This is a genomic window from Salinispora tropica CNB-440 (assembly GCF_000016425.1).
Classification (GTDB): domain Bacteria; phylum Actinomycetota; class Actinomycetes; order Mycobacteriales; family Micromonosporaceae; genus Micromonospora; species Micromonospora tropica.
On record NC_009380.1, the window covers coordinates 465484 to 488204 of the forward strand.

The window sequence follows — 22721 nt, forward strand, 5'->3', positions numbered from 1 at the left end:
CGGGCATGAGCATGGTGCAGACCGTCGACAACGTGGCGCTGCTGCCGGCGTACCTGGCCGCCGGGACGGCGGTGCTGGTGCTCCTCGCCGACCTGCTGGTGGCCCGGGCACGGGTCACCATCTCCGTGGCCGCGCTCGGTGCGCTCGCCACGGCCGCCGGCGCGGTCCTCGTCGGCGGAGGCGGCGAACGTCGTACGTTCTGTGTCGGCGCCGACTGCTCGTACGTCTTCGGTGGCCGGGCGGCCCTGGTCGCCGTGCTCGTCGCGTTGCTCACCCTGGGCGTGCTGGGGCTCTCCGGGCCGCTGCTGCGGGCCGGGGCGACTCCGGTGGGCGAGTACTGCTTCCTGCTCGCCGCGTCGATGACCGGTGGGGTGGCGCTCGGTGCGGCCGGTGACCTGATCACCCTGATCGTGGCGCTGGAGACCCTCACCCTTCCGCTGTACGTCCTGGTGGGCCTGCGCCGGGGCAGCCTGGCCAGCATCGAGGCGGCGGTGACCTTCTTCGTGGTCAGCGTGGTCGCCACGACGCTGACCCTGCTCGGGGCGGCCCTGCTCTACGCGACCACCGGCGCGCTGCACCTCGGCCGGCTCGGCGCGCTCTTCGCCGAGCGGCCGGAGCTGCTCGACATCCCGCTGACCACCGTCGCCGTGGCGCTGGTCGTGGTGGGGCTGACGGTCAAGGTGGCGGCGGTGCCCTTCCACGCCTGGGCGCCCACCACCTACGACGGCGCGCCGCTACCGGTGGCCGCGTACCTCTCCACGGTCTCGAAGCTCGGCGGGGTGGTGGCCCTGCTCGCGGTGGTGCAGCACGCCCTGCCAGCCCAGATCACCGGCCTGGTACTCGCGCTCCTCGCGGTGTTGACCATGACCGTCGGCAACCTGGTGGCGCTGCGCCAGCGCCGCACCGTACGGCTGCTCGCCTGGTCCTCGGTGGCCCAGGCGGGCTACATCCTCGCGCCGCTCGGCGCGCTGGCCCTCGCCGCGGGTCGCACCGGCGACGCCCGCGCCGCCGCGTACGCGGCGGCGGTGGCGTACACGGTCTTCTTCGTGGTCCTGGAGCTGGCGGCGTTCGCGGCCGTGGTCGCGCTACGGCCGGCGGGCGCGGACGGCGGAACCCTCGACGAGTTGCGGGGCGCGGCTCGACGTCGGCCGTGGGCGGCGGTGGGGCTGGCGCTGGCACTGGTCGGCCTCGCGGGTCTGCCGCCCGGCCTCGCCGGGCTCTTCGCGAAGGTCACCGTGGTCCGGTCGCTGCTCGACGGCGGTGCCGCCGGGCTCGCCCTGGTGGTGGCGGTCAACGCGGTGCTCGGCTTGGCCTACTACCTCCGGGTCGTCGCCGCGCTCTGGTCCACCGACCGGCCGGCGGTGATACCGACCGACCCGACAGCGGTGCCGACCGACCCGGCAGCCGCGGCGACCGGTCCGGCAGTGGGGTCGATCGACCCGTCAGTGGCGCTGGTCCGGGCCAAGCCGGTCGCGGTGGTCCTGGCGGCAGCGACGGTCGTGGCGCTGGTGGTCGGCTTCGCCCCGCAGCTCGTGCTCGACCTCGCCGCTCGCTGACCCAGCGGCCAACACCCCTCGTTACCAGGTATTTCACAGCTATACGACGGATGGTTGACGGGTACCGGTGTGTTGAACCGGTCAGCGGATCGACGCGATCCGCGCCCCGAAGGAGTGACCGTGCACCATAACCGTCTGAAGACCGCCGCGCTGCTCGGACTGCTCACCGCCCTGATCCTGGCGGTGGGCTACTGGTTCGGCGGCAGTGGCGGACTGGTCATCGCCGTCGTCATCTCGCTGGTGATGAACGGCGTCAGCTACTTCTACTCCGACAAGCTCGCGCTGCGCGCAATGCAGGCGCAACCGGTCAGTGAGGCACAGTTCCCCGAGCTCTACCAGATGGTGCGGGAACTGGCGGTCGAGGCCCGGCAACCGATGCCCCGGCTCTACGTGAGCCCGACCAGACAGCCCAACGCGTTCGCGACCGGCAGGAACCCGGAGAACGCGGCCGTCTGCGTCACCCAGGGGATCGTCGAGATCCTCGACTACCGCGAGCTGCGCGGGGTCATCGGGCACGAGCTGTCGCACGTCTACAACCGGGACATTCTCATCTCCAGCGTGGCCGCCGGCCTGGCCGGAATCATCACCGCGCTGGCAAACCTGGCGTTCTTCATTCGGCTCGGGGGCGACGACGAGGAGGGCCGCAATCCGCTGGTGCTGCTGTTGACCATCATCCTGGGACCGATCGCGGCCACGCTGATCCAGCTTGCGATCGGCCGGAGCCGCGAATTCCAGGCGGACGCCTCTGGTGCCCAGCTCACCCGAGACCCGTTGGCGTTGGCCAGCGCCCTTCGCAAGATCCATAAGGGCACCCAAGCGCGCCCGCTGCCGCCCCAGGGGCAGCTCACCAGCGCCGCCCACCTGATGATTGACAACCCGTTCAAGGGCGGCGGCATAGCGGCGCTCTTCTCCACCCACCCCCGGATGGAGGAGCGGGTCGCCCGGCTGGAGCAGATGGCCGGTAACACGGGCCCGATCCAGTACCGCTGACCGCCCCGATCCCGTACCGCCGACCCGGCTGATTCCGGCACCGGCTCCCGGCCGGTGCCTGAATCGGTCCGCCGTGGGTACCACGATCTCCGTGTTCGTCTTCTTCTCCAATCGCCTTGGCTGCCTCGGCTCGGTGCTGATCAGCGCGATCCTCACGGTGATCCTGCTGCTCGTCTTCGCCCGGTGAGCGCGGCAGAGGTCGGCGGTGCCGGGGCGGAGCCATCCGTCCCTGATCGCCGGTGGTCGGGTGCCCGTCCTCCGCGTCAGCGATTCCGGCCCCGACTCGCGGGCCCCTCCGTTAACGGCGGATGGGCGCGACGGTGTAACCGGCTGATGGCGATCGCGGTGGCCAGAACCCACGCCACCAGCGCCGCCGCCAGCGCCGGGGCCCAGAGCGGCGCGACCCGCAGCACCACCGCGCCGAGCACCGCGCCGCCGAGGAGCCCCAGCAGCCGGTTCGCGCCAGCCGCGCCCGCCGCGAACCGGTGCGGGTCGAAGACCATTCCCCGCACGATGTAGGTCAGCGACCCGGTGAGGTACGTCGTGGCGGCGTGGGGTATTCCGGAGCTGATCGTCACCACGCTCTGTATCCCGCTGGCCGTCGCGGCGGCGAAGAGCAGGGCCAGGGAAACGGGGTAGTCGGGTCGCCCCCCGGTGGCCCACCAGCCACCCGCCACCCCGACCAGGATCAGTACCTGGGCCGCGGTGACCACGTGGGTACGGAAACGCCAGCCCAGCCCGGCGTGGCGCAGCGGTAGGGTGCCGGCGGCCACGCCGACCGCGTAGCCGCCGACCGCCACCGACCCGCCGATGAGTAGGCGGGAGTCGGCGGCGACGAGATTGTGGCCGAGCTGGACCAGATTGCCGGTGATCACGCTGGCGAAGAAGCCGCCGAGCTGGGTCACACAGAACACGTCGAGGCAGCCGGAGGAGGCGGAGAGCACGACGAGTAGACGCGCCACCGCCCGGTGCGACAGGTCCTGGTGGCCGAACTCCGCGTCCTGTGCTCCCGCCACCCGCATCCGGCTGCCTTTCCCGGCCCGCCGCCCTTGCGGCCCATCGCCGGGATCGCTTGTTCCCCCGTCGTCGGCTTTCATGCTCCAGGGCGTGACACGGGCACACCCGAAGGGGCGCTATCGGTGGCTCACCCTTGACATCAAGTCAGCTTCAACTGTTCTGATCTTGTGGTGAATCTCGACGGACTACGGGTTGCTGTCACCGGCGCCGGGCGCGCCTCCGGACGCCTCCTGGCGACCGCCTTCGCCGAGCACGGCGCGCAGGTGTTTGTCTCCGCCCGTGATGAGGTGGCAGCCAGACGCACCACGGATTCGATCCGGCAGCGTGGGCGGGGGAGAGGCGAAGCCTTCGTCTGTGACCTGACCAGCCCCGACTCGGTACGCGCGTTCGCGGCGGCGTTGACCGACCGCACCGACCACCTCGACGTCCTGGTCAACAACGGCGCTGGCTACCTACACGGGGTGGACCTCGGCGACGTCGAGGACGACCACATCATCGCCACGATCGGCGGCACCGCGACCGGCACGGTCCTGCTGACCAAACACCTGCTGGCGCTGCTGCGAGCGTCAACGCGGCCGGACATCGTCAACATGATCTCTGCCTGCGGCGAGGTCGGCCACCACCGTTCGGAGGCCCATCCTGCGTTCTACGCCGCCAAGCACGCCCAGGCCGGCTTCGCCGAGATCATGTCCCATCGACTACGGGTCGAAGGAATCCGAGTCATCTCCCTCTTCCCGCCGGACTTCGTGCAGCATGGTCCGCGGGTGGCGAGCAACAACCTGACCGCACAGTCTGTCGTGGATTGCGTGCTCTTCGCGGTAAGCCAACCGCGGGATTGCTTCATCCGCGAGTTCCGCTTCGAGTAGGTCGCGAGTCCCGGCCCCGGCACGCCGACGGTGGGGGCCGCAGCGGGGGAGTGGGCCGTCACCAGGGCCGCATAAGTTCGATCATGAGCGACCACGACGGCCACTGGCGACGACATCTGCCCGGGCGGCGCTGACCAGCGGCGGCAACGGGCTCATCGACGGTTTCCGGCAGCAACAGGCGCTGGGAGACGCCGTTCCCGCGCTGGGCGCCCTGCTAGCGGTAGTTGGTGAACTGGAGTGCGACGCCGAAGTCTTCGCCCTTCAGCATGGCGATGATGGCTTGCAGGTCGTCCTTCTTCTTGCCGGTCACGCGGAGCTGGTCACCCTGGATCTGCGCCTGGACGCCCTTCGGGCCCTCGTCGCGGATCTTCTTACTGATGGCCTTGGCCTTGTCCGACTCGATGCCCTGGATCACCTTGCAGTCGACCTTGAATTCCTTACCCGACGCGCGAGGGTCTCCGGCGTCCAGTGACTTCAGCGAGATGTTCCGCTTGACCAGCTTCTCCTTGAAGACATCCAGCGCGGCTTTGACCCGCTCCTCGGTCTCCGCCCGAAGGCTGATCGCCTCCTCGCCAGACCAGGAGATTTCGGCACCGGTGCCCCGGAAGTCAAACCGCGTCGAGAGCTCCCGCTCCGTCTGGTGGAGGGCGTTGTCGACCTCCTGACGGTCGACCTTGCTCACGATGTCGAACGACGGGTTGGCTGCCATGCTGATACTCCTGTTGTTCTGGCGGTCTGTCCTGTTCCGTGCAATACGGACCAGCCGTACGACCCCTGACGGTACCCGGTTGCGGCTACGCCGGGGCCAGCCGCTATCCTTGCTCTCGCCGCCGCGTCGCGACGTGGCGGACGCCCTGGCGGGTTGCCCGAGCGGCCAATGGGAGCGGACTGTAAATCCGTCGCGAAAGCTTCGAAGGTTCGAATCCTTCACCCGCCACCAGGTGCAAAAAGAGGCCCCTGACCAGCGCAAACGCCGGTCAGGGGCCTTCTTCATGAGTCTCATTCGGTCTCATCCGGTGCCGCTTGATCTCGTTATCTGTCCCCCATATGTCCCCCGAAATCCGGGGGCTTGATCAGGCGGCGAGGTCGTGCGTCGGCGCGGCATCGCCACCGCAGCCGGTACCGCCCCCGGTAGCAGCTGAACCGCGCAGGGCATGGCACCTCATTAAGGCGCTTGAACCTCGTCACCGCCGCGTTGGCGCCCGGTGGCGACCTGGCTCCGGAGCAGAGACAGCTCCTGGAGGGCACCGTTGCGGAGCTCCAGCGACGTGTCGGGTTGCCTACTTCACCATCCGCATCGGCTGGTTCGCCGCGATGCTGTAGGCGAGACCTATCAAGAACACGAAACCGACCGCAGCGAGAGCTACGCCAAACACCCGTTCTAGCAGAATGAACCGGGCTAGACGCTGATCGTGCGAGGCGTCGGGTAGCCAGCGCCAAGGCGGAACCCGCCGGAGCGTGCCTGCAAAGGACATCGACTGCTGCACGTGCCGCTCGGCCATGCCGCGAAAGTTGCTGGCAAGAGCGACGCCTAGGAGGCACATGGTCACGCCCATGGTGACGCCCGCCAGGAAACGCCAGGTCTCCATGTGACCCCCTCCGACGTGGTCACCGGATCTTAGTTGCTGGCCGCTGTGTCGCACCCGTGTCACCGTGCCCGGGGGGCCAGCGTCAACGCCGGTCAGGGGCCGCTTTTGTCGAGTTCAGCGGAGTCCAGTCGGGCCCGGGCCTCGACGAGCAGTTACCGAACAGTGCGGGAACGCTGATCTTGATTGTGAGTAAGGAGCAGTTGCGCCCCGTGTCGCGACTGCTCCTTACCGAACGGGGGTCAGCCGACCATCAGGATTTGCATGTCCTTCAGCGACGCGGGCTCGGCCGACTCGCTCACCTTGCGGCCGTCGACGTCGAGCAGTACCAACGCGTAGCCGGTCCCGGAACTGACCCTGGCGATCAGCGTCCCGTCCGCCTGGAAGTACGCCTGCCGTAGTTCCCGGCCGCCCAGTTCCAGCGCTACCTCCTTGCCGGTGTGTCCAGCACGACGTTGGCTCGTAGCGACCGGGCGGCATCGCCTACCGTGCGCGCTGGATTCGATCGGTACAGCGCGATCCGCCGACCGTCCGGCGAGAGACTGGACAGGTCGAAGCTGACGTATTCGTGGCCGTAGCCCAGCCGGGGGATGGTTCGCTGGTCCGTGCCGTCCGGGCCGGTCAGCACGATGGTTCCATCACCGCCGTCGGGGGCGGCGATGGTGCCATCAGCCGCCCATGCTGGTTGGCAGCCGTCGGTGTGATCGACCTCGGTGAACTTTCCGGACGACACGTCCACGAGGCCTTTGCCGCTGCGGTCGGCCGTGATTCGGGTGGCCACCAGGAGCTGCCGGGAGTCCGGCAACCAGGCTGGTCCACAAAGCTCACTCACCTCGTCCCGCAGTTCACGCCGGTCGGAGCCATCGATCTTCGCCATCCACAGGGTGGCCTGTTCCACCCAGGCCACCTGGCGGCCGTCCGGAGCCACCGAAGCGCGGAGGTCCGGGCCCGGACGAAGGCGTCAAACTCAGTCAGAGAATCCGCACGAGCCGATCCTTGGGTGAGGTGGTTCATCGTCGTGACGACCATCCAGACGCCACCTTCGGCCGGAGGGTTGCCGAACCGGCGGACTAATTTCGTCCGGTTCTGATCGACGGCGACGAACCCGCATGTCTCATCGGTAGGACAACGCCCAACCGCACCGTCAGAACGGGAGGGCCGCGGCGGCCTCGGTGAGGGCGGTGAGCGCCTCCCGGAGGCGCCAGGCGTTGCGGTCGCGTGGCCCGACCGGGTTGGAGATGGTGCGTAACTCGACGAAGGGCAGGCCGGCGTGCGCGGCGGCGACGGCCACCCCGTAGCCCTCCATGGCCTCGGCCACCGCGTCGGGGTGCCGGCGGAGGAGCGCGTCGGTCCCGGCGACCGTTCCGGTGACCGTGCCGACGGTCAGCACCGGACCCGCCGCGGCGGCCGGAAGCGCGGCCCGGAGCGCGGCGACCAGGGTCGGATCCGCGGTGATGGTGGGGCCGCCGCCCAGCAACTCCGCCGGCATCCCGAGCTGGTCCACGGGGATGAAGCCCGTCGGGGAGTCGGCGCCCAGGTCGGCCGCGACCGCACTGGTGCCGACGACCGTTCCGCCGACTTTCACCCGTCCCGTGAAGCCGCCTGCCACACCCGCGCTGACGACCAGTCGGTACGGGCGGCCGGCGGCCTCCGCCAGGGCCAGCAGCCGGGCGGTGGCGGCCCCAGCCACCGCCGGACCGACCCCGACCGGCGCAACCGTGACCGTCGGGCCCCGGCCCGCACGGATCGCCTCGGCCTCGGCGGGAACCGCGGTGACGACCAGGACTCCGGTCATGGGATCGGCCCCTGGCGAGTCTCCTCGTCACCGCTGCCCGGGCCGCCAACCGCCGACGACGGGCGGTAGATGTGGAAGCCCGGTGGTGCCGGGTCGTCGTCGCCCCCGGTGCCCGGTCTCGGGGCGGGCGAGGTAGGGGTCGGGTCGCCGGAGGTGGGCTCGACCGGAGTTGGGTCGTCCTCGGTGAGTTCGTCATCCGCCAACGGCCGCCCAGCCAGCCGTTCCGCCCGCAGCCGGCCCGCGACCAGGATGCCGCGGGCCGTGGCGAGCGTCGCGACCCCGGCGGCGACGGCGATGCCGAGCCGGCCGTCGAACGGGACGAGGCCCAGCCCGCCGCCGGCGACGAAGGCGAGCATGAGAGCCGTCTCCGAGTGGGCGAATGAGCTGGCGCGCAGCCGTTCGGGGATGCGCTCCTGGATCGAGGCGTCCACCGCGAGTTTCGCGATGCCGCTCGTCAGCGCGGTGACCAGGCAGAGTAGGGCGACCATCGGCAGCGAGAATTTGAGTGTGGCGAGGACGGCCACCCCGGCAATGATCACCATGCCGCTGGACTGGAGCGCCGCCGGCCGATGGATACGCAGCCGGGTGCCGATCGCGGTGGCCAGGAAGCTGCCGATCGCCAACGCCCCGCCGACCAGCCCGAGGGCGACCTCGTCGCCCAGGTCTCGACCGAAGACAACGGTGGTCAGATCGCCAGCCTTGATCGCGAAGGCCAGGAAGAGCAGGAGGAAACCGTAGACCGCGCGTAGCGTGGCGGCGCCGACCAGAGTGGCGATCACCAGCCGGCCGTGCGGGCGCCCGCGGCCGAGGGGGCGGTCGCCGGAGCTCCGCCGGAGCGCCCGTAGCGGGCGCGGTACCCGCTCGGGCGGTTCCGAGTCCGCCTTCGGCGGCAGCCGCAGGGCGATGACCATACCGACCAGGAAGATCACCGAGGCGACTCGTAGCGGCCACTGCGGACCGAACCAGAAGGCAGCCAGACCGATCGGCGCGAGCAGGGCTCCGGCTATGGTGCCGTACACGCTGGCGCGGGCCCCGACCTGGGAGAGCCCGAGCCCTTCCGGGAGCAACCGGGGCACGGCGGCCGACCGGGCCACCCCGTACGCGCGGGAGAGCGCCAACACTCCGAAGGCCGCCGGGTACAGGCCGAAGCCGTGGATGTAGTCGGAGATCAGCCACGCCAGGAACGCGCGTCCGAGCATGCTGGTGGCCAGCGCGTACCGCCGGCCGTGCCGGAAGTGATCAAGCAGCGGGCCGACCACCGGGGCGAGAAGTGCGAACGGGACCATGGTCACCAGCAGGTAGAGCGCGACCTTGCTGCGCGCCTCGCCGAGCGGCACGTTGAAGAAGATCGTCCCGGCCAGGCCGATCGCGATCAGGGTGTCCCCGGCGCAGGAGAGTGCGTGCAGGTCGAAGAGGCGGACCATGCCGACCTCCCGGCCGGCGCCCCGGGCGCGGGCTCGCCCCACCGACTGGGTCATCCAGCGGCCGCCGCTGACCGAACCGCGCAGCAGCAGGCGGACGGCTTTGACGCCGGTGCCGACAGTCCACCCGAGGAAGGAGCGCTCGGAGCGGAGGGAAGACGGCATGTGCACCAGTCTCACCCATCGGCTCGATGTGCGCGCCTCCACTGCCGCGTTTGGTTCGGGGAGTCCCTGACAGGTGGTCCCACGCATGGGGAACAATGGTCGGGTGACCAGGTCCGCCTCCGCTCGTGCCCCCCGTCTCGACCAGGTCTGTGCCGCCGCCGTCGAGGTGGCTCGCGACGCCATCACCGAGGTCGACCCGGCGGATGTCGGCGATCATCTCCAGACCCTCGCCGAAGGTGATCGCCTCGTCACCCACTACTTCGAGTGTCGGCTCGCGGGTTATCGCGGCTGGCGCTGGGCTGTCACCGTCACCCGGGTACCTCGCAGCCGTACGGTCACCGTGTGTGAGACTGTGCTGCTGCCCGGCCCGGATGCGCTACTCGCCCCGGGCTGGCTGCCCTGGCAGGAGCGGCTACAGCCCGGTGACCTCGGCCCGGGTGACCTGCTGCCCAGCCCGCCCGACGACGACCGGCTCCAGCCCGGTTACCTGCTCTCCGACGACCCGGCGGTCGAGGAGGTCGCCTGGGAACTGGGTCTCGGCCGGGTGCGGGTGATGTCCCGGGAGGGGCGCGGCGAAGCCGCCCAACGGTGGTACGACGGCGACCACGGGCCGACCGCACCGATCGCCACCGCCGCTCCGATGACTGCCCGCTGCGGGAGCTGCGGTTTCTATCTGCCGCTCGCCGGGACGCTGTGCCAGTCCTTCGGCGCCTGTGGCAACCTCTACGCCCCGGATGACGGCCGCGTGGTCAGCGCCGACCACGGCTGCGGTGCGCATTCGGAGATCTTGGTCGAGACCCCCGAGGCCCCGGTCGAGGAGCTACCCACCGTCTACGACGACAGCGCGGTGGAGGCCGTCCCGGTGCGCGGGGCCGACGCGTCGGCCGAGGTCGCCGAGGTGGCAGGGTCGCATGGCGAATCGTGAGGTGATCGCCGACCTGGGTCAGTGACCGGCGCGGCGGCGACGTCGGTGCGTGTCGTGCCGCATCATTACGGCGAGACCGGGCAGACCCCACAGGAAGCCAGCCAGGCAGGTCCAGAGCCAGCCCTCGCGGCCGGTTTCCACCAGCTGGTCGCGGAAGAACAGCAGCACGACTCCGGCGATCGCCCAGCCGACCATCCCGGCGAGGGCGAACGGCACCATCGGCGGGTCGAGCGGTTCGGGCCGCGGTTGTGGCTGCTTCAGCACGGGGCAAGCGTACGGGATCAGTTTCCTGGGCGGACCGACGATCTGCGACGATGCGGCAGACGAGACAAGAGATCACCTGCGAGGACCCGATGGCAGTAGCCCCGCCCGACGACGCCATACCGCCCGCGACACCGCGGAACAGTTTCGATCGCTACTTCGAGATCTCCGCCCGCGGTTCGACGTTGGGCCGCGAGGTGCGCGGTGGGTTGGCCACCTTCTTCACGATGGCCTACATCGTGGTGCTCAACCCGCTGATCCTCGGCTCCGCCGTTGATGGCGCCGGGGAGCGGCTGCCGATCCCGGCACTCGCCGCGGCGACCGCGTTGATCGCCGGCCTGATGACGATCCTGATGGGCGTGGTGGGTCGGTTCCCGCTGGCGCTCGCCGCTGGTCTCGGCGTCAATGCGCTGGTCGCGTACGAGATCGCTCCGGAGATGACCTGGGCGGACGCGATGGGCCTGGTGGTGATCGAAGGTGTGATCATCGCGGTGCTGGTCTTGACTGGTCTGCGTACCGCGGTGTTCCGTTCGGTGCCCACCCAGATGAAGGCGGCGATCGGCGTCGGCATCGGCCTGTTCCTGACCATCATCGGTCTGGTCGACGCGGGTTTCGTCCGGCGGCTCCCGGACGCGGCGAACACCACCGTCCCGGTCGGCCTGGGCATCGGCGGCAAGCTGGTCAGCTGGCCGATGCTGGTCTTCGTGGTGGGTCTGCTGTTGACTCTGGTGCTGGTGGTACGCCGGGTCAAGGGCGCGATCCTGATCGGCATCCTCGCCTCGACCGGGCTGGCGCTGGTCATCGAGGCACTGGGCAACATCGGCCCGTCCGTCGTCGACGGGGTGTCGAACCCCAAGGGCTGGTCGCTGAACGTGCCCGAGTTGCCGAGCCGGATCCTGGATGTGCCGGATCTGTCGCTGCTCGGCCGGTTCAACGTGCTCGATTCGTGGACTCGGGCCGGCTGGCTGGTCGTGCTGATGTTCATCTTCACGCTGCTCATCACCGACTTCTTCGACACGATGGGCACGATGGTGGCGGTCGGTCAGGAGGGCGGGATGCTCGACGAGCAGGGCACCCCGCCCCGGGCGAAGGAGATCCTGCTGGTCGACTCGATTGCTGCGGCCAGCGGTGGCGCCGCGAGCGTGTCCAGTAACACGTCGTACATCGAGAGTGCGGCCGGTGTCGCGGAGGGTGCTCGGACGGGTGCGGCCAACCTGGTCACCGGGGTGCTCTTCCTGCTGGCGATGTTCCTCGCGCCGCTGGTGTTGGTCGTGCCCTTCGAAGCCGCGTCGACTGCGCTCGTGGTGGTCGGGTTCCTGATGATGACCGCGGTGCGGACCATCGACTGGACCGACTTCGAGATCGCGATCCCGGCGTTCCTCACGATCGTGTTGATGCCTTTCACGTACTCGATCTCCAATGGCATCGGTGCTGGCCTGATCGTCTACGTGTTGATGAAGCTCGCTCGGGGGAAGGCGCGGGAGGTCCATCCGCTGCTGTACGGCGTGGCGGCGCTCTTCGTGTTGTACTTCCTGCGCGGGCCGATCGAGTCCGTACTGCTGTGATAAAGGGCGCAGGGCCGGGGAAGCGGACCGGCCCTGTGCCCCGCGTAGGGCGTACTCCGCGTGAGCCTGGTCATATCGCATGTCGTTAGCCAGGCTCATTAGTTAGGCTAACTATAGTGACGGAGCAGACGGTGACGGCGAAGAGCGTGCCACCGGTGCAGTTGGCGGTCCAGCTGCGTGATGCGATTACCCGACTCAACCGGCGGGTCCGCCAGGCCAGACCGGTTGGTGACCTGACGGTCACCCAGCTCTCCGCGCTCACCAGCCTCCGGCTGGCGGGCGCGCTGACGCCCCGGGAACTCGCCGACGTCGAACGGGTTCAGCCGCCGACGATGACCAAGATCGTCGCGAAACTGGAGGAGCGCGGCCTCGTGCAGCGAACCCCTCATCCGACCGATGGACGGCAGGTGATCCTCGCGGCGACGGAGGGGGGTGGAGCGGTGCTGGACCAGTTTGAGCGGGTTCGGGATCAGTGGCTGGCCCACCGGCTGGCCGAACTGAGTGCGGAGGAGCGGGAGACGCTGCGCCAGGCGGCAGAGATCCTGCAACAGCTCACCCGTACCTGAGGCGCCCCGCCTCGTCTGCGCCGTCACGGCGATGACGCGTACGCGAGGGAGGCGCACCAAGAGTGCAGAAGAAGCTGAGCACGATGTTCCAGTCCCTACAGGTCCGCAACTACCGGCTATTCGCCTCCGGGCAGCTGATCAAGTTGATCGGCGTCTGGATGATGTTCATCGCCCAGGACTGGCTCGTCCTCGAGCTCAGCGACAACTCCGCCACCGCGCTCGGTTTCGTCACCGCCCTCCAGTTCGCACCGGTTCTGCTGCTCACGCTGATCTCTGGGCGCCTCGCCGACCGGTACGACAAGCGCGTTCTGCTCTTCGCCGCCAACCTGTTCTGGACGGTGCTCTCCCTGGCCATGAGCCTGTTGGTGATCACCGGCCTGGTGCAGCTCTGGCACGTCTTCGCCTTCGCTGCCCTCCTCGGCGTCGCCAACGCGGTGGAAACCCCGGTACGGCAGGCTTTCGTCTCCGAACTGGTCGGTACCCCGCTGCTGCCGAACGCCCTCTCGCTCAACGCGGCCACCTTCAACTCGGCGCGTATCGTCGGCCCTGCCCTCGCCGGCCTGGCCATCGCCCTCGTTGACGTGGGGCCGGTCTTCCTGGCCACCGCCCTCAGTTCTATCGCGCCGCTGGTGAACGTGATCCGGATTCGTCCGGCCGAGCTGCACCGCGAGGCGCTACCGCCGCGCGAGGAGCGGGCGTCGGCCCGGGTTGTCGACGGGCTGCGCTACGTCTGGGGTCGGCCAGACCTGCTGCTGCCGATGGCCCTGATCTCGGTCATCGCCACCTCACTGTTCAACTTCCAGCTCACCCTCGCCGCGCTGGCCAAGACCGTCTTCGAAACCGGAGCCGCCTCGTTTGGTCTGTTCAGCAGCGCCCTCGCGGTGGGCGCACTGGCCGGGGCCCTCGCCGGCACCGGGCGCCGTAGCCGCCCCTCGGTGTGGCTGGTGCTGTCCGCGGCCATCGTCTGCGCCGTCTTCGGCACCCTGGTCGGGCTCGCCCCCACGTACTGGCTGGTGGTGGTGCTGCTTCTGCCGACCGGTTTCTCCACGGTCTTCTTCGCCCAGGCCTGCAACCAACGCATCCAACTGGGCACCGACGCCGCCTTCCGAGGCCGGGTCATGGCGCTGTGGGTGCTGGTCTTTCTGGGTACCAACCCGGTCGGCGCGCCGGTCATCGGATGGCTCGCCGAGACGTACGGCGCTGGAGCCAGCATCTGGATGGGCGGGCTTGTCTCCCTCGCCGCGGCTCTGCTCGCCCTGGCCTGGCAACTGCGCCGTTCGGGAGCCCGGCTGCGGTTCCGGGTGCTACCGATGCCCCGCTTCTACCTCACCGAACGGATGTGAGGCTCGCAGCCATGCGGACAACTCGGGCTATTACGGCAAATCGGTGGCGGGGCGATCACAATCGGCTTAGCGTCGGTGCGTGGAGGTGGGACGTGCGCTGCTGTTGACCCTGATGGTCGCCGCCGTGGTGTGCCTACCCATGGTGATCGCGCTGCTCTTCTGCGCCGACGAACTGCTCGACCGATTCGCCTGTCGATGGGCGCAGTGGCGGAGCCGACAACGGGAACGGCGGACAATCGCTCGCCTGGATCGGGCGGTCGAGGCCGACGCGCTCACCCGGAACATTGATCTGAGCCGGTTGGACCGGCCGGATCGGCAGCCCCTGGAGCAGCTCGCCACCGAGCTACGTCGGCTCCGGGGCCATCGGGTCGGCGGGTACGAGCGGTCTACGGTTTGGCACGAGGCGGCGCTCGCCACCTATGACTCTCGGCTTCGGCTGGCCTGTGCTGCCCTCGGAATCACCCAGCACCTGGACGAGTTGACCGGGGTGGACCGGGAGATCGAGCGGGTACGGGTGGAGGGGCTCCTGCACCAGGCTGGGCTGATCTTGCCAGCCGCCCGGCCGGAGCATCAACAGCGCCGCCGCTGAGGGGTGGGATGGGGAAGCGACCGGCGGCCGGGTGAGACTCTTCGTCGCCGTCTACCCGCCACCGGCGGTGGTGGCGCACCTGAGTGCGCGAATCACCGAGCTGCGGATCGGCGAGGCCGCCGCCGCCGGCGTCGGTGTCCGCCTTGCCGACCCGACCCAGGCGCACGTCACGCTCGCCTTCCTCGAACCGGTGGCAGCAGACCGGCTGGAGGCCGTGGAGCGCTCGCTCGACCAGGCTGCCTGGCGGTTCCGCGACTCGGGGGCGGCCCCGCCGCGGCTTCACCTGGCTGGCAGCGGGACGTTCGGGCAGGGCCGCTCCACGATCGTGTGGGTAGACCTACGGGGTGACGTGGCGGAGCTGCATCTGCTGGGCCGACTCGTCCGGTCCCGGCTCCGGGCCAACCACCTGTGCTACGACGAGAAGCCGTTGCGTCCGCACCTGACCGTGGCCCGGCCCGGCGCCCGACTGCCGTCAGCCGAGGTGACGGCCGATGTCGCGGCGCTCCAGGCCTACCAGGGCCCCCAGTGGCGGGCGCGGGAACTGGTGCTGACCCGCAGCCACCCGGGCCCGCGCCCGAGCCATGAGCGGGTGGCTGCCTGGCAGCTGTGAGTCAGGAGGACTCGCGGGCTGCCGGGGCGCCGCCGAAGAGCACGTCGTCCCAGCTCGGTAGCCGCTTGCGCGGTTTGTTGCCGCTCTCGCCCGGCTCGGTGCTGCCCGCCGTCGCGGCACCCGTGCGGCGTGGCCGGAGCACGGCCAGCGACGGGACAGCCGGCACCTCCTTCGGTGCGTCCGAGTCGTCGTCGAAGGCCGACCCCGGGCCGCCACCGAGTAGCGCCGCCGCGCCGCCACCGACTGTTCGTGGGCGCGGCGTCTCCGGGCCCCGGGGCTCGAGGCCACGGCCGGACGCGCCGCCGAGCGGGCGGTCCAGGGAGGCGAGCAGGGCGTCCCGACCGGCGCGGATCGGATCGCGGACCGGCCGGGTGGGCTCGGTCGGACCCGGCAGGCCGTGCCCACCGCGGCCGGGCTCGGCCCGCGGTGGGCCGGGCAGCCCATGGCCACCCCGCTCGGACGTCGGCTCCTGCCCGAGGATCGGCATGGGACGCTCGGCGCAGAGGTACTGGGCCATGTCGTCATGCGGCGTGACCGACTGCCGGGACTTCTCCAGATCCCACACCGCCTGGGCGGTGGCCTTGCCGGAGGGCCAGGTGGCGACGATCCGCCAGGTGCCGTCGTCGCGACGCCACGCATCCCACGAGATCTTCTCGGTGTCGATGCCGTGCTGGGACAACCGACCGTTGACCACCTCGGCGAGCGGGGTTGGCTTCTCGGCCCCCCGCAGGCGGGTACGACGGGCGTGGTGGGCGAGCATGGCTCGCTCCTGGAGGACCGGGCCGGCGTAGCGCAGCACCCGGTCAACGGGGACGCCGGCGATCCGGGCGACATCCTCGGCGGACTCACCGGCCCGAATCCGGGCCTGGATATCCCGTGGGGCCAGGGATGGGGCCGGGTCGGTGCCCGGCGTCGAGGCCACCGCCAGGGGTGCGGCCCCGGGCTCGGTGTGCAGGGCGGTGGAGACGCGCTCGTCAATGGGGAGCGCGAGAAGTCGCCCAACCTCGTCGGTCAGAACCAGTGCCTGGCCGTCCTCGGAGAGGGCGACAAAGCGTACTGGGCGCATGGTCTGCCTCCGTCCCGCTTCGCTGCCCCCGCGCCACAGGCGAGCCACCCGGGCGTCTCGCACCACCGTACGCTCATCTGCCCGCAGGTGGGGGAACCGACACCCCGTGATTCCCGACCGAGCTGCGATGATGATCACGGTGGGTGGCTGCCGGGGCGCGGAAGACCACCCACCGTGACGGAAGGTCAGAGTCGTTCGACCACGTGGTCGATGGACGCGGTCAAGGCCTCCACATCGGCTGGATCAATCGCCGGGAAGAGGGCGACTCGCAACTGGTTGCGACCGAGTTTGCGGTACGGCTCGGTGTCCACGATCCCATTCGCGCGCAGCGTCTTCGCGACGGCGGTGGCGTCCACCTCGTCCACGAAGTCGATGGTGGCGACCACGTTCGAGCGTAGCGCCGGGTCGGTGACGAACGGTGTGGCCACCGCGGAGCGTTCCGCCCAGCCGTAGATGATGCTGGCGCTCTCCGCGGTGCGCTTGGCTGCCCAGGTCAGGCCCCCCTGCGCGTTCATCCAGTCGGTCTGCTCCGCGGCGAGCAGGATGGTGGCCAGGGCCGGGGTGTTGTACGTCTGCTCCAGCCGCGAGTTGTCGATCGCCGTGCCCAGGTCGAGGAAGGCCGGGATGTATCGGCCGGCGGCCTTGACCTCGGCTGCGCGCTCCAACGCCGCCGGGGACATCAGAGCCAGCCACAGACCGCCGTCGGAGCCGAAGCACTTCTGCGGGGCGAAGTAGTAGACGTCGGTCTCGCCGACGTTGACCTCCAAGCCACCGGCGCCGGAGGTGCCGTCGACCAGGAGCAGTGCGCCCTCGTCCACGCCGGGCACCCGGCGGATCGGCACCGCGACACCGGTGGAGGTCTCGTTGTGCGGGGTGGCGTAGACGTCCACGCCGGCCTCCGCCACCAGGCTCGGGGCGCTACCGGCCGGCGAGCGGTGAATGGTCGGTTCGCCGAGGAACGGTGCGTCCTGGACCGACTTGGCGAACTTGGCACCGAACTCGCCGAAGCTGGCGAACTGGGCCCGGTCCCGGATCAGGCCGAACGCGGCGACCTCCCAGAAGGCGGTGGTGCCGCCGTTGCCGAGGACGACCTCGTACCCCTCGGGCAGGGCGAAGAATTCGGCGATCCCGCGGCGAAGTCGGGCTACCTGGTCGCGGACCGCGCTCTTCCGGTGCGAGGTACCGAGGTAGCCGCTCGCCGCCGCGGCGAGCGCGGAGACCGCCGCCGGACGAACCTTGGACGGGCCGCAGCCGAACCGCCCGTCGGCGGGCTTGATGTCGTCGGGAATTCGGATGGTCGATGCGTCAGCCACGGTCTTGAAGATCCTTCCGCATGGGCGAGGAGTGGGGCGGGGGACGTGCCGGGGCGGATCGACGGCGCAGCGTGCGCGGCGCGCACGGCCGATCCTGCTCCGACCGGCGGCGCTGCCAGTCCTCATCCTTACACCCACCGCCGCCCGGGTGACTGCCGGCCCCACCGGCGGGGTCAGGCGTACGCCATATCCCGCCGGTGGGGCCGGCTCAGTCCGGCCGACGGATCAGACGCCGTGCGGCACCTGGTCCCAGCCCTCGACCTCGTGCGGCCGGCGGGAGCCGGGCCCGACGTATCGGGCGGACGGGCGGACGAGCCGCTGGAGCTTCTTCTGTTCCAGGATGTGGGCGCTCCAGCCGCCCATTCGGGCGCAGGTGAACATCGAGGTGAACATGTGGGCGGGCACCTCGGCGAAGTCCAGCACGACCGCGGACCAGAACTCGACGTTGGTGGCGAGAACCCGGTCCGGCTTGCGGCTGTGCAGCTCTGCCAGGGCGGCCTTCTCCAGGGCCTCGGCGACCTCGAAGCGCGGGGCACCCAACTCCTTGGCCGTGCGGCGGAGCACCCGGGCCCGCGGGTCCTCGGCCCGGTAGACCCGATGACCGAAGCCCATCAGCCGCTCACCGCGGTCGAGTACGCCCCGGACGTACCCCTCCGCGTCACCACTGCGTTCTACCGCCTCGAGCATGTTCAGCACCCGGGAGGGCGCACCGCCGTGCAACGGCCCGGAGAGCGCACCGATGCCGGAGGAGATGCAGGCCGCCGCATCCGCGCCGGTGGAGGCGACAATGCGGGCCGTGAAGGTGGAGGCGTTCAGGCCGTGCTCGGCGGCCGAGATGAAGTAGGCGTCCACGGCCTTGACGTGCCGCGGGTCCGGTTCGCCTCGCCAGCGCTTCATGAAGCGCTCGACGATGGTGGAGGCCTTGTCGATCTCCTTCTGCGGTACCGCCGGCAGGCCCAGGCCCCGCGCGGACTGGGCGACGAAGGAGAGCGCGGTCACCGACACCCGGGCCAGGTCCTCGCGGGCCTGCTCGTCGGAGATGTCGAGCAACTGGTGCAGACCCCAGTACGGGGCGAGCATCGCCACCGCGGACTGAACGTCCACCCGGATGTCACCAGAGTGCACCGGGACCGGGAACGGCTCGGCAGGCGGCAGGCCCGGGCCGAACCGTCCATCCACCAACAGGGCCCAGACGTTGCCGAACGAGACCTGACCAATGAGATCTTCGATGTCCACGCCGCGATAACGCAGCGAGCCACCCTCCCGGTCGGGTTCGGCGATCTCGGTCTCGAAGGCGATGACGCCCTCCAGTCCCGGTTTGAAGTCGGCCATGTCGTCTCCTGGATCTGGCTCGGTGCGCCCGGTACGGGCCCTTGTCGGGCCAGTGCCCCAGGCGACCGTCAGGGATGTGTTCGTGACATCTTGCCTGCTGACTACGGGACTTTCGACCCGTGGACGCTGTGCCTCACACGACATCCCCGGGCGGGACGACCCTCGGGGGATCGGTGACACTGGGGTGTACGGGCAGGCCGCCAGCACCACGACGGGCTGCCCAGCCACCTGGGAGGGGAGGGGATGTGACAGGCGACACAGTGCCGCCGGCGAACCTGCGTAACGAGTACGCCGCGGACCTGGGCCTGACCGAGACGAACCTGGCCGGTGACTGGTACACCCAGTTCGACCGCTGGTTCACCGAGGCGGTGGCCGCCGGTCTGCCCGAGCCGAACGCGATGGTGCTCGGCACCGCCGACGCGGCTGGCCGGCCGAGCGCCCGTACGGTGCTGCTGAAGGGGTATGGGCCGGATGGTTTCGTCCTGTTCACCAACTACGGGTCGCGCAAGGGCACCGAGCTGGCCGCCAGCCCGTACGCGAGCCTGGTCTTCCCCTGGTTCGTGCTGGAGCGCCAGGTGGCGGTGACCGGCCGGGTGGAGCGGCTCGACCGGGCCGAGACCGAGGCGTATTTCGCCAGCCGGCCGCGCGGCTCCCAGCTCGGGGCGTGGGCGAGTGAGCAGTCGCGGGTGCTCCCCGACCGGGCCGCGCTGGACGCCGCGTACCGGGCGATGGCGGAGCGCTTCGTCGACGGGGCGCCGATCCCGGCTCCGCCGCACTGGGGTGGCTTCCGGATCCGCCCCGATGAGGTGGAGTTCTGGCAGGGCCAGGCGAGCCGGTTGCACGACCGGCTGCGGTTCCGTGTCACCGACGGGGGCGATTGGGTCGTCGAGCGGCTGGCGCCGTGACCGAGGTGCGGGCGGCCCGGCGGCAGAGCAGCCGGTGGGCGATCGACCTGCGTCCGCTGGCGGTGCCGGCGTTCCGCCGGATGTGGCTCGGCAACACCATGGCGATGCTCGGCTTCCAGCTCACCGCGGTCGCCGTACCGGTGGAGATGTATGCCCTGACCGGGGAGTCCTTCTGGGTCGGCCTGCTCGGCCTCGCCGGCTTTGTTCCCCTGCTGTTCTTTGGGCTCTGGGGCGGAGCGGTGGCCGACGCGCGGGACCGGCGTCGGGTGCTGCTGGCCGGTTCGGCACTGCTCTGGACCACGATGCTTGGCCTGCTGGCGCACGCCTCGCTGGGTGTGGGCAGCCCGGTGCTGCTGCTGGCGCTGGTGGCCGTCCACTCGGCCGGCTTCGCGATCAGCTCGCCGGCGCGAACTGCGGCCCTGCCCCGACTGCTGCCACCGGGGCTGGTCCCGGCGGCGGCCACACTGAACTTCACCACCTTCACGGCGGCCTCGGTGGTCGGCCCACTCGCCGCTGGTCTGATCTTCGCGGTCACCGGCACCGAGCGTGGGCTGCCGATCGCGTACGCGGCGGACGCGCTCCTGTTCACCGGGTTGGTGGTGGCCGCGCTGCGGCTGCCGGCGATGCCACCGGAGCCGCTCGGCGACGGCGAGGTGCGGCGCGGTGGGCTGGCGGGGATCCGAGACGGACTCCGGTATCTGACCACCACGCCGGTGCTGCTGCTGTCGTTCGCCATCGACCTGATCGCGATGGTGCTGGCGCTGCCGCGGGCGTTGTTTCCGGAGATCGCCGAGGAGCGGTTCGGTGGTGGGGCGGCGGTCGGCTGGCTCTTCAGCGCCATCGCGATCGGCGCCATGCTGGCTGGCCTCACCTCCGGCTGGATCAGCCGGCTGCGTCGGCAGGGGCTTGGTCTCGTTGTGGTGGTGGTCGGCTGGGGTCTGGCGGTCGCGGCGGCGGGGTTGGCCCAGCAGCTCTGGCTGATGGTCCTGTTGCTTGCGGTGGCCGGCGCGGCCGACCTGGTCAGCGCGGTGCTACGCCAGTCGATGCTGCTGGTCTACGCGCCAGACCGGATGCGGGGCCGGCTTCAGGGAGTGAACACGGTGGTCGTCGCCGGGGGGCCGCGCCTCGGTGACCTGCGCGCCGGCGCGATGGCGGGTGGCTTCGGCAGCGGTGTCGCCTGGGTCGGCGGCGGTCTGCTCTCGGCCGTACTCGCGCTCGGGCTGGCGGTGGCGTTCCCGGCCCTGATCCGCTACCGGGCGGCCGCTGTCGCCAGCGAGCAGCGGGTCTGACCGGTTAGGGTCCGGGGATGGACTTCCCCGGGCAGTGGAGCCCCTCGGGGGCGCAGTGGACCATCGCGGCCGCCGGCCACGAGGCAGTGATCGTCGAGGTCGGTGGCGGGATCCGGACCTATCGATCCAACGGGGTGGAGCACCTGGACGGGTACACGTCAGCCGAACTCTGTCCGGACTCCGCCGGCCAGGTGCTCGCCCCCTGGCCGAACCGGCTTCGGGACGGTAGCTACCACTTCGAGGGCCGTGACCTCCAGTTGGCGATCAGCGATAGGGAGCACGACGCGGCCTTCCACGGGCTGGTCAACTGGGTGCCCTGGCGGTTGCTGGAGCGATCGGCCGACGCGGTGACGCTTGGCTACGAGTTGGCCGCCACCCCCGGCTACCCCTGGTCACTTCGGCTGCGGAGTCGGTGGTGTGTCGGCCCGGACGGGCTGCACGTCGAGCACGAAGTGACCAACAGCGGCGGCGAGCCGGCGCCCTTCGGCTTCGCGGCGCACCCGTACCTTCGGGTCCCGGGTGGTTCGGTTGACGACGTGGTGCTGCGGTTGCCGGCGCGGAGCCGGTTGCAGGTGGACGGGCGGCTACTACCGATCGCCCAGTCCTCGGTCGTCGGCACCGAGTACGACTGGACCGTGCCGCGTCGGATCGGCCGGGCGGTGCTGGACGACACCTTCGGTGACGTGATCCGTGATGGCGACGGTGGCTCGGTGGTCGAGCTGGCCGCCCCGGACGGCGGGGCCCGGATTCAGGTCTGGGCGGACCGGCGGTTTGGCTGGTGGCAGGTCTTCACCGGGGACACCCGCTCCGGGCCGCGGCGTCGGCGTTCGGTGGCGCTGGAGCCGATGACCTGCCCGCCGGATGCGTTCCGCTCCGGCCGAGATCTGACTACGTTGCGGCCGGGCGACACCTGGCGCGGTGTCTGGGGCATCCGGCCGGCGTAGTCGAGGAGGTGCAATGGAGTTCGTCGAGGTGGTCCGGCGTCGTCGGATGGTCCGTAACTACGATCCGGATCGACCGGTCCCGCCGGAGGTGGTGGACCGCCTGTTGGCGCACGCGATCCGGGCGCCGTCGGCGGGCTTCTCCCAGGGGTGGGGTTTCCTGGTGTTGGAGACCGCCGAGGACCGGGATCGTTTCTGGGCGGCGACCACGCCGGGCACGGGCGGTCGGGAACGTTGGCTGGCCGGAATGCGTCGGGCCCCGTTGATCATCGTGCCGCACGCCAACCGGTCGGCGTACCTGGAGCGGTACGCGGAGCCGGACAAGGGGTGGGCGGATCGGTCGGAGAAGCACTGGTCGATGCCCTACTGGTATATCGACACCGGCTTCGCGGCGTTGTTGATGCTGCTCACCGCCGTTGATGAGGGTCTTGGGGCGTGTTTTTTCGGTATTCCGCCCCAGCGGCTGGAGGACTATCGGATGGCTTTCGGGGTGCCGCTGGAGTATGAGCCGGTCGGCGCGGTCACCATCGGTTACCGTGCGAGTGACCAACGATCGCCGTCGCTGCGCCGAGGACGTCGCCCGGTGGACGAGGTGGTCCGACGTGGCCGATGGAATTAGT

23 protein-coding genes and 1 tRNA gene are annotated in these 22721 nt (G+C 70.3%); 14 read left to right on the forward strand and 10 right to left on the reverse strand.

The window, feature by feature from the left end; genetic code table 11:
• Positions 1-5: 5 nt before the first annotated feature.
• Positions 6-1556, forward strand: coding sequence for an NADH-quinone oxidoreductase subunit N (locus tag STROP_RS02040; protein WP_011904324.1), 1551 nt, complete (start codon positions 6-8; stop codon positions 1554-1556).
• Positions 1557-1676: 120 nt separating this feature from the next.
• On the forward strand, positions 1677-2546 hold the full coding sequence (htpX, locus tag STROP_RS02045) for a zinc metalloprotease HtpX (RefSeq protein ID WP_026275208.1): 870 nt from the start codon (positions 1677-1679) through the stop codon (positions 2544-2546).
• Between the two features lie 263 nt (positions 2547-2809).
• Here the strand turns inward: htpX and STROP_RS02050 are convergent, their stop codons facing one another.
• Positions 2810-3568, reverse strand: coding sequence for a YoaK family protein (locus tag STROP_RS02050; protein WP_011904326.1), 759 nt, complete (start codon positions 3566-3568; stop codon positions 2810-2812).
• A gap of 165 nt (positions 3569-3733) precedes the next feature.
• Between STROP_RS02050 and STROP_RS02055 the strand changes: the two genes are divergently transcribed.
• Positions 3734-4429 carry an SDR family oxidoreductase gene (locus STROP_RS02055; protein WP_018832866.1) on the forward strand — a complete coding sequence of 232 codons (696 nt, stop codon included), beginning with the start codon at positions 3734-3736 and terminating at the stop codon, positions 4427-4429.
• A gap of 214 nt (positions 4430-4643) precedes the next feature.
• On the opposite strand, the gene STROP_RS02060 is transcribed toward STROP_RS02055, so the two are convergent.
• Positions 4644-5138 carry a YajQ family cyclic di-GMP-binding protein gene (locus STROP_RS02060; protein WP_011904328.1) on the reverse strand — a complete coding sequence of 165 codons (495 nt, stop codon included), beginning with the start codon at positions 5136-5138 and terminating at the stop codon, positions 4644-4646.
• 147 nt (positions 5139-5285) lie between these two features.
• Between STROP_RS02060 and STROP_RS02065 the strand changes: the two genes are divergently transcribed.
• A tRNA-Tyr gene (locus STROP_RS02065) sits at positions 5286-5369 on the forward strand.
• A gap of 340 nt (positions 5370-5709) precedes the next feature.
• Here the strand turns inward: STROP_RS02065 and STROP_RS02075 are convergent.
• From STROP_RS02075 to STROP_RS02090, 4 genes are all read right to left on the reverse strand, one after another.
• Positions 5710-6018 carry a hypothetical protein gene (locus STROP_RS02075; protein WP_028564263.1) on the reverse strand — a complete coding sequence of 103 codons (309 nt, stop codon included), beginning with the start codon at positions 6016-6018 and terminating at the stop codon, positions 5710-5712.
• A gap of 421 nt (positions 6019-6439) precedes the next feature.
• Positions 6440-6913 carry a TolB family protein gene (locus STROP_RS25475; protein ID WP_011904330.1) on the reverse strand — a complete coding sequence of 158 codons (474 nt, stop codon included), beginning with the start codon at positions 6911-6913 and terminating at the stop codon, positions 6440-6442.
• A 246-nt stretch (positions 6914-7159) separates the two neighbouring features.
• On the reverse strand, positions 7160-7810 hold the full coding sequence (locus tag STROP_RS02085; protein ID WP_011904331.1) for a futalosine hydrolase: 651 nt from the start codon (positions 7808-7810) through the stop codon (positions 7160-7162).
• Positions 7807-9396, reverse strand: coding sequence for an MFS transporter (locus tag STROP_RS02090; RefSeq protein WP_026275207.1), 1590 nt, complete (start codon positions 9394-9396; stop codon positions 7807-7809). Before STROP_RS02090 ends, STROP_RS02085 begins: the two co-directional genes overlap by 4 nt.
• Before the next feature lie 85 nt (positions 9397-9481).
• Between STROP_RS02090 and STROP_RS02095 the strand changes: the two genes are divergently transcribed.
• A complete protein-coding gene (locus tag STROP_RS02095) occupies positions 9482-10321 on the forward strand; it encodes a DUF3027 domain-containing protein (protein WP_011904333.1) in 840 nt (279 codons plus the stop codon).
• Between the two features lie 18 nt (positions 10322-10339).
• Here STROP_RS02095 and STROP_RS02100 read toward each other — a convergent pair whose 3' ends face one another.
• A complete protein-coding gene (locus STROP_RS02100; RefSeq protein ID WP_011904334.1) occupies positions 10340-10585 on the reverse strand; it encodes a DUF2530 domain-containing protein in 246 nt (81 codons plus the stop codon).
• 50 nt (positions 10586-10635) lie between these two features.
• On the opposite strand from STROP_RS02100, the gene STROP_RS02105 reads away from it, so the two are divergent.
• From STROP_RS02105 to thpR, 5 genes are all read left to right on the forward strand, one after another.
• Positions 10636-12147: an NCS2 family permease gene (locus STROP_RS02105; RefSeq protein ID WP_018830894.1), complete on the forward strand. Its 1512-nt coding sequence runs from the start codon at positions 10636-10638 to the stop codon at positions 12145-12147.
• A 116-nt stretch (positions 12148-12263) separates the two neighbouring features.
• Complete coding sequence (locus tag STROP_RS02110) at positions 12264-12713, forward strand: MarR family winged helix-turn-helix transcriptional regulator (protein WP_018736822.1); 450 nt, start codon at positions 12264-12266, stop codon at positions 12711-12713.
• 62 nt (positions 12714-12775) lie between these two features.
• Positions 12776-14056 (forward strand): MFS transporter, encoded by a 1281-nt coding sequence (locus tag STROP_RS02115; protein WP_011904337.1) that lies wholly within the window; start codon positions 12776-12778, stop codon positions 14054-14056.
• Positions 14057-14135: 79 nt separating this feature from the next.
• On the forward strand, positions 14136-14645 hold the full coding sequence (locus tag STROP_RS02120; protein ID WP_028570208.1) for a hypothetical protein: 510 nt from the start codon (positions 14136-14138) through the stop codon (positions 14643-14645).
• 31 nt (positions 14646-14676) lie between these two features.
• Entirely contained in the window at positions 14677-15255 is a 579-nt protein-coding gene (gene thpR / locus STROP_RS02125) for an RNA 2',3'-cyclic phosphodiesterase (RefSeq protein ID WP_011904339.1), read from the forward strand.
• 1 nt (position 15256) lies between these two features.
• Here thpR and sepH read toward each other — a convergent pair whose 3' ends face one another.
• From sepH to STROP_RS02140, 3 genes are all read right to left on the reverse strand, one after another.
• On the reverse strand, positions 15257-16321 hold the full coding sequence (gene sepH / locus STROP_RS02130; RefSeq protein WP_011904340.1) for a septation protein SepH: 1065 nt from the start codon (positions 16319-16321) through the stop codon (positions 15257-15259).
• A gap of 185 nt (positions 16322-16506) precedes the next feature.
• Positions 16507-17634 carry a phosphoserine transaminase gene (gene serC, locus STROP_RS02135; RefSeq protein WP_026275206.1) on the reverse strand — a complete coding sequence of 376 codons (1128 nt, stop codon included), beginning with the start codon at positions 17632-17634 and terminating at the stop codon, positions 16507-16509.
• A 225-nt stretch (positions 17635-17859) separates the two neighbouring features.
• Positions 17860-18966, reverse strand: coding sequence for a citrate synthase 2 (locus STROP_RS02140; protein ID WP_011904342.1), 1107 nt, complete (start codon positions 18964-18966; stop codon positions 17860-17862).
• A 245-nt stretch (positions 18967-19211) separates the two neighbouring features.
• On the opposite strand from STROP_RS02140, the gene pdxH reads away from it, so the two are divergent.
• Genes pdxH through STROP_RS02160 form a run of 4 tightly spaced genes read left to right on the forward strand, consistent with a single transcriptional unit; the run spans position 19212 to position 22720 of the window.
• Positions 19212-19871, forward strand: coding sequence for a pyridoxamine 5'-phosphate oxidase (gene pdxH / locus STROP_RS02145; RefSeq protein ID WP_043535114.1), 660 nt, complete (start codon positions 19212-19214; stop codon positions 19869-19871).
• Positions 19868-21160, forward strand: a complete 1293-nt coding sequence (locus tag STROP_RS02150; protein ID WP_011904344.1) for an MFS transporter — start codon at positions 19868-19870, stop codon at positions 21158-21160. Before pdxH ends, STROP_RS02150 begins: the two co-directional genes overlap by 4 nt.
• Positions 21161-21177: 17 nt before the next feature.
• Positions 21178-22104 (forward strand): aldose 1-epimerase family protein, encoded by a 927-nt coding sequence (locus STROP_RS02155; RefSeq protein ID WP_011904345.1) that lies wholly within the window; start codon positions 21178-21180, stop codon positions 22102-22104.
• Between the two features lie 13 nt (positions 22105-22117).
• Entirely contained in the window at positions 22118-22720 is a 603-nt protein-coding gene (locus STROP_RS02160) for a nitroreductase family protein (protein WP_011904346.1), read from the forward strand.
• Position 22721: the final 1 nt, after the last annotated feature.